General features: G+C 25.5%; 12 protein-coding genes. 7 read left to right on the top strand and 5 right to left on the bottom strand.

The annotated features are described in order from the left end of the window. Positions 1-2: 2 nt before the first annotated feature. Genes IGS63_RS09020 through IGS63_RS09005 form a run of 4 tightly spaced genes read right to left on the bottom strand, consistent with a single transcriptional unit; the run spans position 3 to position 3,686 of the window. The gene (locus IGS63_RS09020; protein WP_190614296.1) at positions 3-479 is read right to left on the bottom strand and encodes a metallophosphoesterase; all 477 of its coding nucleotides are present in this window, start codon (positions 477-479) and stop codon (positions 3-5) included. Positions 480-497: 18 nt separating this feature from the next. Further along, positions 498-1,142 carry a thiamine diphosphokinase gene (locus tag IGS63_RS09015; RefSeq protein WP_190614294.1) on the bottom strand — a complete coding sequence of 215 codons (645 nt, stop codon included), beginning with the start codon at positions 1,140-1,142 and terminating at the stop codon, positions 498-500. Further along, the gene (locus tag IGS63_RS09010) at positions 1,139-2,227 is read right to left on the bottom strand and encodes an RNA polymerase factor sigma-54 (protein ID WP_190614292.1); all 1,089 of its coding nucleotides are present in this window, start codon (positions 2,225-2,227) and stop codon (positions 1,139-1,141) included. The genes IGS63_RS09015 and IGS63_RS09010 overlap by 4 nt, the downstream gene beginning before the upstream one ends. Before the next feature lie 10 nt (positions 2,228-2,237). Then, positions 2,238-3,686 carry an NAD(P)H-hydrate dehydratase gene (locus tag IGS63_RS09005; RefSeq protein ID WP_190614291.1) on the bottom strand — a complete coding sequence of 483 codons (1,449 nt, stop codon included), beginning with the start codon at positions 3,684-3,686 and terminating at the stop codon, positions 2,238-2,240. 200 nt (positions 3,687-3,886) lie between these two features. Here IGS63_RS09005 and IGS63_RS09000 point away from each other — a divergent pair, with 200 nt between their 5' ends. From IGS63_RS09000 to IGS63_RS08980, 5 genes are all read left to right on the top strand, one after another. Continuing rightward, positions 3,887-4,324 carry a flavodoxin family protein gene (locus IGS63_RS09000; protein WP_190614289.1) on the top strand — a complete coding sequence of 146 codons (438 nt, stop codon included), beginning with the start codon at positions 3,887-3,889 and terminating at the stop codon, positions 4,322-4,324. 146 nt (positions 4,325-4,470) lie between these two features. Next, positions 4,471-5,256, top strand: a complete 786-nt coding sequence (locus IGS63_RS08995; protein ID WP_190614287.1) for a hypothetical protein — start codon at positions 4,471-4,473, stop codon at positions 5,254-5,256. Between the two features lie 88 nt (positions 5,257-5,344). Continuing rightward, positions 5,345-5,782 (top strand): hypothetical protein, encoded by a 438-nt coding sequence (locus tag IGS63_RS08990; RefSeq protein ID WP_190614285.1) that lies wholly within the window; start codon positions 5,345-5,347, stop codon positions 5,780-5,782. 17 nt (positions 5,783-5,799) lie between these two features. Continuing rightward, positions 5,800-7,092 carry an adenylosuccinate lyase gene (purB, locus tag IGS63_RS08985; protein WP_190614283.1) on the top strand — a complete coding sequence of 431 codons (1,293 nt, stop codon included), beginning with the start codon at positions 5,800-5,802 and terminating at the stop codon, positions 7,090-7,092. Positions 7,093-7,107: 15 nt separating this feature from the next. After that, positions 7,108-8,361 carry an adenylosuccinate synthase gene (locus IGS63_RS08980; protein WP_190614282.1) on the top strand — a complete coding sequence of 418 codons (1,254 nt, stop codon included), beginning with the start codon at positions 7,108-7,110 and terminating at the stop codon, positions 8,359-8,361. Positions 8,362-8,736: 375 nt separating this feature from the next. On the opposite strand, the gene IGS63_RS08975 is transcribed toward IGS63_RS08980, so the two are convergent. Further along, a complete protein-coding gene (locus tag IGS63_RS08975) occupies positions 8,737-9,495 on the bottom strand; it encodes a ZIP family metal transporter (RefSeq protein ID WP_190614281.1) in 759 nt (252 codons plus the stop codon). A 131-nt stretch (positions 9,496-9,626) separates the two neighbouring features. On the opposite strand from IGS63_RS08975, the gene IGS63_RS08970 reads away from it, so the two are divergent. Next, entirely contained in the window at positions 9,627-10,334 is a 708-nt protein-coding gene (locus tag IGS63_RS08970; RefSeq protein ID WP_190614280.1) for a hypothetical protein, read from the top strand. A 62-nt stretch (positions 10,335-10,396) separates the two neighbouring features. Beyond that, a complete protein-coding gene (locus IGS63_RS08965; RefSeq protein WP_190614278.1) occupies positions 10,397-11,512 on the top strand; it encodes a GTP pyrophosphokinase in 1,116 nt (371 codons plus the stop codon). The last annotated feature ends 124 nt before the right edge of the window (positions 11,513-11,636 follow it).

Genomic DNA, 11,636 nt, shown 5'->3' with positions numbered 1-11,636 from the left:
CACTATAAAACTTTAAATTCTATTTTATTATTTTCAGGGTTTATTATAACGTAAGTTGCTTGATTAGTCAACCATCCGCTTCCTTCACCCGGATTTATTATTTGAGTATTGTTCATTTGTTCATGGAATTTTTCATGAGTGTGACCAAAAAATATATAATCATATAACTTTGAATTTTTTGCAGCTTTCAATGAGTAAGGCTCATGCATCATATATATTTTTTTATTATTAATTTCTAAAAAACGAGGTCCAGGTACAATACTAACATTTGATTTTTGCGATAATATTACTCTTTCACCATCATTGTTACCAAAAACACCATAGAAATCAACATTTTCATACATAAAAAATTTTAAAGTAAAAGGAGATATAAAATCACCGCAATGAAATATTGTTTTTATTGAATTTTTTTTAATTATATTTGGTAATTTTTTTAATTTATCTAAATTATCATGAGTATCAGAAATTAAAAGCCACATAATTTTAATGCCTCCTAATTATACTTTACGTCCAATCCAACGAATATAAGCAACTATACCACTTTTTAATGAAATACTAACCTTATCTTTTATTGCTTCATTGCTCACTCCAAGCGGTTTTAAAGTATTTAAATCATAGTTTTCTAAATTGTATTTGAAACCTTTTAAAGTGAGTCCAAGTACATTGCCAAGTTGAAGAATAGACCAACTTTCTCCAGAAATAGAAGGTAATTCTGTTTTACTACTAACTGTACCAACTATTAAATCTTCTTCTTCTATTATTGCATTTAATACATGATACTCTCCTAAAAGATATATACTTCCAATTACTTGATCTATTCTTGAACCTGTTGCACATGAAATAACTACTTTTTTTGCATTTAATTTTTTTGCAAGTATTAATCCAAGTTCCGTATCAAGTTCATCTTTTTCAGAAGGGAAGCTTAATACTTCAACGTTATTATTTTTTGCCCATTTTATATCTTCAGAACTGGAAGAATCCATATCACCAATTAAATAATCAGGAGGAATATTTAACTTTTTAAAAACTTTTATTCCCGAATCACAAGCAATAGTCTTTTTTGATTTTAATATCATAGACTTATAAAACTCTAAACTACTTCTATTTTCACCACCTGATATTATATATACTATTTTAGTCACTTCTCCTTTTTTATTTCATTTTTATATTTATTTACAGTTCTTCTTGAAATTTTTATATTTAATTCTTTTTTTATCATTTCAGAAAGTTTTTGATCTGAAGTTTTCATATGTTCTTTTATAAAATTAACTACTTTTTCTTTTTCATTTTTTTGTGTATCTTTGGTATTAAAAAAAATATTTAAAGGTACATTTAATCCATCTGGAAGTTGAACCCCTTTGGTATTTACAAATCTACTTATTGTAGAAGCACTCATTTCAAACTTTTTTGCTGTGTCGCGTATACCTAATGGAATAATTTTTTCTTTCTTTTTAATAAAATTATAATTAGTTTTTATTAAAAGATTGGCAATAGAATTACATAACTCTCTTCTTTTTTTTAATAAAGAATTTAATTCATTATATCTTTCTATTTCATTGTTTATATACTTAATAACCTTAGAATCATTAGTTTTCTTCAATGATTCTAAGTAATCCTTATTTAAACTGGGAAGATTAGGTTCTTCTATTTCATATTTAAGTTCATTATTTACAATAAAAAAATAAATATCTACCTTTTTAGTCAAATACCTTGCAGAAGAAGAATAACTTCCAAGTGGAGTTCCATTTTCATTATTTTTTTCTCTTAAAATCAAAGCTTTTTCAAGTGTTTCTTCACAGAAACCAGTTGGTCCCAATCTTTTTAATGTATTTAAAAGGTTTTCGTATTCTTTTTTAGATAAGTTAAACTCTTTTATAAAATCATTTTTATCAACTTTTAAAACACCATTAGAATCTATATAAGAAGTTAAAGCTTCTGCCGAATCTTCATATTTTTTTTCAACTATAGATAAAAATATTAACTTTATTTCTGAAAGAACATCTTCAGGTTCTTTAATATTTTCATATATATATTCGATTTTTGATTGAGGTATGTAAACTTCATCATAACTTTTAAAGTTTATAAAAGCATTTTCATTTATAAAGTCATCTACAGTTTTTTCAAGTTCCATAAAGTCTTTTTGAAGTAAATTTATGAGTCTAATCTGTTTTTGAGTTAAATTTAATTTTTGTTTTATTTTTTGAGTTGTTAAAAATCTCAATTTCATATAAAAAACCTCACAGTTTAAATCCAATATATAAATTTTCTGAAATTAATTTTGGAGTAATGAAATACTCTGTATACTCATTACTCAATTCTTTTGCTGTTTTATACATTATGTAAGAACCAGTAATGCAAGCATTTATTGTATCAAGTCCTTGTGCTATTAAACCGCCAACAATACCAGATAATAAATCTCCACTTCCGCCTTTTGATAATGATGAACTTCCTAAAAGGTTAAAAAATGTCTTTTCACCATCAGTTATTGTAGTAATTGATGACTTTAACATTATTATACATTTTTTTTGTTTTGAAAATCTTTCAAGTTCGAAAATATTGTTTTTAAGATTTTTAAATATTTTTTTCATTTCCCCAACATGCGGTGTTATTAATATATTTTCTGAAAGACTTTCAAATTCTTTGATTGCTTGAATACTTTCAGCATCTAATACTATATTTTTTGTTCTTCCTTGTTTTTTTATTAGTTCTACAACAAACTCAATTGAATCCTCTGTCATACCAGGGCCTAAAATTATTACATTTGCTCTTTCAATTTCATCATTTAACTTTTTTAAATCATTTTTTTCAAAATTATTTTTATTTAAACTACTATAGATTATAGAAGGTTCAAAAGATAAAATTTTTGAAGAATCACCAGGCGTTATTAGCGTGACTAAACCGGCGCCTATTCTTTGAGCTCCAAGAGCAGTTAAAATAGGTGCTCCAGGATACTTTGAACTCCCTGCTAATATGAGAACATTTCCATAATCATACTTATGTGAATCTTTTTTTCTATTAGGTACTTTTATAATGTCTGGAGTTATTATCTTTCTATTTGAAATAAACTTTTTAAAAGATAATTCGGCTATTTTTAACTTTCCAGAAAATTCTCTTCCAGGATAAAGAATTTGCCCTATTTTTAAATTTCCAAAAGTAATTGTTATATCGGCATGAACAGCGTCTCCCATAACTTCTCCTGTATCAGAAGATATTCCAGATGGAATATCTTCTGATATAACTTTTGCATTACTTGAATTAATTTTTTCAATTACAGTTTTTATTGAACTTCTAACCTCACCATTTAATCCTATACCAATAAGACCGTCAATAATCAAATCATATTCATCAGAAAAATCTTTATTATATTTTATTTTTAAACCATAATTTTCAGCAATTAAAAGTTGTTTTTTAAAACCATTTGATTGATTTTTTCCATAAATATAAATTTCTACATTATAACCCTTGTTATGTAAAATACGTCCAGCAGCAATACAATCCCCACCATTATTACCCGTTCCTGCAACACAAAGTATTTTTTTTGGTGAAAAACTTGAAGCAACATCCGCAATAGCAAAAGCAGCTTGTTCCATTAAAGTTTCTTCCATTATACCTGATTCTATAGTTAATTTATCCATTACTTTTGCTTCATTTGAATCTAAAACATTAGTTTCAAAAATATTTTCCATTTTTATCACCTCAAATTTTTAACTTTTCTAATATTAATTATAACACCAAAGATAATCAAAATTTTTAATATTTTGTATTTAATAATTTGATTTAGTTTTGTATGGTATAATTTAATGGTGAAATTTTCAATAATAATCAAACTACTCTTAATTTGAAGTTTTTTATTGTTTTAATAAGCTTTATAAAACGGGGTGATAATATGAACATTGGTATTGTATTTTATTCTAAAACTGGAAACACTCGTTCAATTATTGAAAGATTGGAAAAAGAACTTAAAAAAAATGATCATATGGTAAAAGTATTTTCAATAAAAGAGGATCAAAGTTTTGAAAAAATAGATATTGAAAAATATGATGCATTTATTTTTGGAACACCAGTACATGCTTTTTCTGTATCTGAACCAATGAAAAATTATTTAAATCAAATTTCAACTTTAAAGGATAAAAAGATTTTTTTCATAGCAACTCAAGCTTTACCATACGAATGGATGGGTGGAAAAAGAACAATAAAGCAAATGAAAAAAATATGCGAATCAAAAGATGGAATTATCTGTGAGAGTGGTATTATAAATTGGCCTAATTCAAATAGAGATAAAAAAATTATTAAAGTGATAAATAAATTAAATAAATCACTTTAATTGAAAACTATTGTATGAAAGCTTTGATTTAAAATTAATAAACAAAACAAAAAAATTCACAAAAAACTATTGAAAAAATAAAAAAAAGAATATGGAGTAAAACATAAATTAAATGATAAACCATATAAATGAAGAGGAGGCCTTTTATGACAAATAATAAAAAAATAATGGATAAATTTTTTAGTTATTTAATATTAATTATGATTGTTTTATCATTTCAAAGAAAGTTTTATTATTTTGAGGATCTATTTTATATTAATGGAATAAATCTTTTTTTTCTTGCTTTTATAGTTTTTATTTATTCGAGCACTATTATTTCTATGATAAAAGAGTATAAAAATAAAAATTTTATAAGAAGTATATTGTTAGTACCTTTTGAAAAGTTTACTTCTTTATATTTTTCAATAATTATAACGGATATCTTTTTTGGAAAAATGTTTGTAATTCGAAATTTAAGATGGGCTTTTGAAGCATCTATTGAGTTTTTTACATTTAAAAATATTTCAATACCCTTTTTTTATACACAAATTTTTCAATTAACAGTTACAGCAATAATTTTTGATATACTCTATAAAATAATACACAAATTACTTTTAAATTTATTTATTCAAGAAAAAGTTGATAATTATTCAATACAAAATGAAAAAGAAACTCTTTTAAAAGATGTTACTAAAGAAGTTTACGATGAAAAATTATATAAAATAAATTTATTAAAAGAAAAAGTAGTTTTTGGAGAACTTTATAAAAAAATAAATAATTCTGTTAATGAAATAATTAATAATAATGATATGACCTTAACTCAAAAATTCAATAAATTAGATTACATCGAAAACTTTATTAAAGATTATTTGAAAGATGTAAATAAATATGAGTTTAATATAAGCAAAAAAGAACAGATAAGAAAAAAATTTCTTAAAAAGTATAAATTTTAAGTATTTTAAAAGAGATAAAAAATCTTAACAGAATATAAATATATAAATTTTAAATTATATTATAATATCTATGTTGGAGGTGAATAATATGATGTATCAAATCGTTTTTTTAATTATAAATAGTATTGGTGGTTTTTTTGTTGTAAATAAATTATTTTGGATAATAGGAATTGGAGTTAACATATTAACTGGTCTTTTAGTATATAAAAATAAAATAGAAGAAAAAACAATAGGAATGTTTTTGTTTACTTCTATATTAATTTCTTTCTTTGGATTTTTTAGAGGATTTGATATGAATTATTTTTATGCTTTAATGAATGTATCTTCATTGCTCATAACATTTTTTAAATTATTAAATAAAAAAGTATTTTCTTTACTCTCATGGACTTTAAACGGTATAGCTTTAGGATATTTTCTTGCACAAGCAAGAGATCAAAAAACAGGTATAATAATTGGTTTAATAATAATAGCATTAGGTGTAAAAGATACATATTCAAAGAAAGCAAAAGATATTCTTAATCCATAAAGTGGAGGTGTTTTTTTGTGATTGAAAGGTATTCGTTATCTCCAATAAAAGATATTTGGGGATTGAAAGAACAGTATCAAAGATGGCTTGAAGTTGAAGTTGCAGTTGTAAGAGCCTTTGAAGAAAAAAATGAAGCTCCAAAAGGTACAGTAGACAAAATATTAGAAAAAGCTAATATAAATGTTGAAAAAATCCTTGATATTGAAAAAGTAGTAGATCATGATGTAATAGCATTTATAAAGGGAGTAACTGAAAATATGGGTGATGAAGCTCGATATTTTCATAAAGGTTTGACTTCGTCGGATGTTGTAGATACTGCATGGGCTCTTGCTATGAAAAGAGCAGGGGAACTCATCTTAGAAAAACTTGAAAAATATGCAGACTCTTTAAAAAAACTTGCTATAAAACATAAGTACACCGTTACAGTTGGAAGATCACATGGAATACACGCAGAACCTACATCTTTTGGATTAAAGATTCTTTCCTTTCTTGCAGAAACAGAAAGAAATATAGAAAGATTAAAAACTTCAATAAAATCTATCTCTACTGGTAAAATAAGTGGTGCGGTTGGAAACTATGCCAACATATCTCCTGAAATTGAAACACTTGCCTTAAGTTACCTTGGATTAACTCCAGCTAAAGTCTCTACTCAAGTTGTACCTCGTGATTTACACTCTGAATTTTTTAATACACTTGCTTTAATGGGTGCAGGAATAGAAAGAATGGCAACAGAAATTAGACATTTACAAAAAACTGAAGTTTTAGAAGCTCAAGAACCTTTTAAAAAAGGTCAAAGAGGTTCTTCTGCAATGCCACATAAGAAAAACCCTATTATTTGTGAAAGGTTGACTGGAATGGCAAGAATGTTGCGTAGTTATACTGTTTCTGGATTTGAAAATATTACTCTTTGGCATGAAAGAGATATTTCTCATTCATCTGTTGAAAGAGTCTTCGTTCCAGATGCTTGTATGACAGCTTATTATATGCTTGAAAAATCTATTTATTTAATAGATAACTTAATAGTTTACGAGAATAGAATGAAAGAAACCTTTGAAAAATCTTATAATTTAGTTTATTCTCAAAGAGTTATGCTTGGTTTGGTAGAAAAAGGAGTTAGTAGAGAAGTAGCTTATAAAACAGTTCAAGAAAATGCATTAAAGGCATGGGATGAAAGACGTGATTTTAAAACTTATATTATGAATGATGATAGAATAACAGATAAGATAAATAAAGAAGAAATAGAAAAGTTTTTTTCAAATGATTATTATTTAAAAAATATAGATAAAATATACGAAAGATTTGGACTTTAAATTTGGAGGTGACCCATGAAAAGATTAGCAATAGTAGGTTCACAATGGGGAGACGAAGGAAAAGGAAAGGTAGTAAACTATTTTTCAGAAAAGTTTGAATGGGTAGTTAGATTTTCAGGAGGAGCAAATGCAGGACACACGATTTATTATAAGGGGAAAAAATATGTAAATCATCTTTTACCTTCAATAAATCCCGGAAACTATTCAAAAGGATTTTTAGGTGCTGGAATGGTAATAGATTTAGAACAATTAATAAAAGAATTAAAAGTTATGGAAGAAGATTTTCCTGGAATTTCAAATAGATTTTATATAGACTTAGAAGCATTTATTGTTTTACCTTGGCATAAAGAAGAAGATGAGTTATTAGAGTCAATGAGAAGAGAACCAATAGGTACAACAAAAAGAGGAATAGGTCCAGCTTATACAGATAAAGTATCAAGAGAAGGAATAAAATTATACCATATATTTGATGATAAACTTTTAAAACAAAGATTAGAAGATATATTTTATTTAAAAAATAATATTTATTCAGGTAGATTAAAGAGCAATGCAAAAGATGTATATAATTATCTTTTAAAACAAAGAGAAGAATTAAAAAATTTAAAAGTGAACTATGAAAGTGCAATCGATATGAGTAAAGTTTTTAGAAATTCTACAGTTTTATTTGAAGGAGCTCAAGGTGTTTTACTTGATCTTGATTTTGGAACATATCCATTTGTTACTTCAGCAGCATGTATGGCTCATGGCGTTTCTTCAGTTGGGTTTTCAACCTTTGAATTGGATGAAGTTTACGGAGTATTGAAAGCATATACTACAAGAGTTGGATCTGGACCATTTCCAACAGAAATAAAAGGTGAGCTTGGAGAAAAAATAGCAAAACTTGGAAATGAATTTGGAGCAACAACAGGAAGAGCAAGGAGTGTTGGATGGTTAGACTTGCCTGCATTGAGATATGCTAAGATTAGATCAGGATTAACTGGATTTGTAATTACTAAAGCAGATATTTTAAATGGATTTGATGAAATAAAAGTTTGTACTGGATATGAAATAAATGGTGAAATAAAAGAAATTCCATCATCTTCATATGACTTTTCAAAAGCAAAACCAGTTTATGAAACTTTGCCAGGTTGGAAAGACACAAATGATGTTAATTTCTTAAAATACATGGCATTTATAGAAGAAAAAACAGGCGTGAAAATCCATTATATATCTTATGGTCCAAAAACTGAAGAAATGTGCTCAAAAAATGATTTAATAATGAATATGTAAACTAATAATATATTAATAAAAAACTCAAAGTATATTTTTAAAATATGCTTTGAGTTTTTTTATAATGTAATAAATAGTATTTTCTAATTTTGTTTAGTGATAAAAGATTTAAAATTATCAAAAGTCAGAGATTCAAAAGGATCAATAACCCCCCCCCGAAAAGACCTCGTCCCTTCAAAGGGACATTTGAAAACAAAAAAAGTTCTCGTCCTATCCTGCAAACCAACTAACCAACAAACCAAAAATTAATTTCCGCGTAAAAAAACACCTCCAAAGTAGACAGTATAATTAATAAAACACTGAACTACAAGGAGATGTTTTATTACTAATGAAAATGGAGATAATTAAATTTTTAATTTGTATTTTAATTATTTTTTATCCTAATGCATTATCTAAAACCATCATTAATAAAAATCCAAAAATCAATGAAAAGGTTGCAATTCTTTCATATCCATGAGAATGTGTTTCAGGAATTATTTCATCACTTATAACATAAAGCATTGCACCTGCAGCAAATGATAAGAAAAGTGGTAATGCTGGAGCCATGATTACAACGAGAGCTGCGCCAAGAATACCACCAATAGGTTCAACAACTCCAGTTAAAAAAGACCACCAAAATGCTTGCTTTTTGGAGTAACCAGCCTTTAAAAAAGAAACAGCAGTAGCAGTACCTTCAGGTATGTTTTGAATACCAATAGCTAAAGCAACGACTATACCATTTTTTATCATTCCACCACCAAAACTAACTCCAACAGCCATTCCTTCAGGAAAATTATGAAGGGTAATGGCAATTACAAAGAGCCATACTTTTTTTACAACATCAATATTTGGTCCTTCATGACCTTTTAAAAAATGTTCATGAGGAGAGAAAGTATCAAATAGCTCTAATACTACTGCACCTGCAATTATTCCAATAACTGTAATAGTTATTCCACCAGTATTTATTGATGGAACTATTAGTGAAAACATTGTAGCAGCAAGCATTATTCCAGCAGCAAATCCTAAAAAAGCATCTAAGGATTTTTCGGAAAGTTGTTTTTTAAAAAAGAAAACAGGTATAGCGCCAATTGAAGTTGCAAGTCCTGCTATTAAACTTGCTATACTTCCATACCAAAATATTTGACTTCCTGTCATAAAATCACCTCTTTTTTTGTTTTAATTTATATTAATTATAAACTTCATTTTTAAAATTGAAGTTACAAAAATAATTTTTTAATATTTGTAGTATAATGATATTAGTATAAATAAAAAAGGAGTATTAAGACATGGAAGAAAAAATTTTGGATAAAGTATATAAAATAATGAATGAAGTGTATCCAGAACATTATAATGATAACTTTATTTCAAATAAACAAATTTACATAGAAAAATTTGATAAAGTTTTTGAAGAAATAGAAATTATTTATAATGAAAAAGATAAATATAATCTTCATTGGGCATATAAAAATGCACAAGAAAAATTTAATGAAGCTTTTTTTGACATTATGGATGAACATATAAAACCTGAAATTTCAAAATATAAAGATAAAATTCAAGATGAACAAATTTTGCGTATAAAAAAGATAAGCCTTAAAATGAAGAAAAAATTAAAAAGAAGGTTTGAAATATTTTCAATAGCTTCTTCTTTTGTTTTTTTTATAGATGTTTTATTTTCTATTATTTTAATATTAATTATATCCAAACTCACTAATCAAGGAAAAAGTATAATAAATTCTGCTACATTGAGTTCGTTATTTATTGCCTTTATGGCTTTTTCAAAGATTACAATAAATAAATTTTTAATATCACCAAAAGTTAAAAAATTTGGTTGGAATATGTATAAAAAAAGCATTAATAAATATAAAAAAATTTTAGCAGTTCTTATTTCTATTTTAATTAGTATAGAAGATTCTATTTCAAAAGATATGGGTAAAGATGAAATAAAGTTAATATTAAAAAAAGTAATTTCTTTAAAAAATAAAAAATTAAAATAATTTTAAGAAATTTATATTATAATAAACTTAGTATTATAATAATTTGAGGTGATCTAAATATAATGGAAGAGAAAACAATTGAACTTTTATTAAATAAGTATGATGAAATGAAACCTATTTATGAAGCTTTTACTAAACACATGGATTCTCTTATAAGAAGTATATTAAAACAAAATGGATTTACAGATGAACCTGGTGGAGGAATAAATTTTATAAAGAGTAGAGTAAAAAGTAAAAAGAGTTTTGAAAAAAAACTTAGAAAAAAATCTTATAAGTATAATTTGTTGGAAGATGTAACAGATATGACTGGAATAAGAATAGTTGCTTATCTTGAAAGTGATGTAAATAAAATATCTAAGGTTTTACATGAAGAATTTAATATAGACGAAGAAAACTCAGTAGATAAAAGAAAAATTTTAGAAGCGGATAAATTTGGTTATAAGTCAGTTCATTATGTTGTGAGTTTGGACGAAAAAAGATTAAGCCTTCCTGAAAATAGTTTATATAGAAATTTAAAAGCAGAAATTCAAATTAGGTCTACACTGCAACATGCATGGGCAGAAATAGAACATGATATTTCATATAAATCGAGAAGATATGTTCCATATGAAATAAAAAGAGAGTTTGCAAGACTTGCGGGCCTTTTGGAGATAGCGGATAGAGAATTTGAAAATATAAAAGTAAACTTTGATAAGTATATAGAAAATTTACCAAATAGACTTAAAAATGATCCTGAAAATGTTATGATTGATGAACTATCATTAGAAACATATATAAAAACAGATAAAGATTTTAATGATTTTGAAACAAAGTTGCTGGATAAAATAGGAAGTGCTTCTACGGGATTTATAAATTTACCATTATTAAGAGATATTTTAAAAAATATAGATATAAGAACTATAAAAGATTTAAAAGATGAATTTGAAAAAATAAAAGATGAAATACTAAACTTCATTTATGTTTGGAAGAATCAAATTACAACTGATATGAGTAATCCTTATTTATCACAATTTTTGAATCAAAATACTTTTTATAAAGGAGAATCATTATATTATATGGTTATAGTTTATGCATTTAAATATAAAAAATTTAATTTAAAAAATTTTTTAAATCCTCAAAGTATAATGGGATATTTTGAAGATGAACTTGAAAAAAATAATTTACCAAATAAAATATAAATTGACTTATAAAATATCATTATTTAAAAAGAAAAAACAAAAACACACGAACAAGTGGAAAAGGGTAAGATAAAAAAAACAAAAAAGTAAAAGAAAAGCAATTGACAAAAGAAGGAGAAAGTGA

The organism is Tepiditoga spiralis, from assembly GCF_014701195.1.
Taxonomy (GTDB): Bacteria; Thermotogota; Thermotogae; order Petrotogales; family Petrotogaceae; genus Tepiditoga; species Tepiditoga spiralis.
This window is presented reverse-complemented; position numbering and strand designations above follow the sequence as displayed.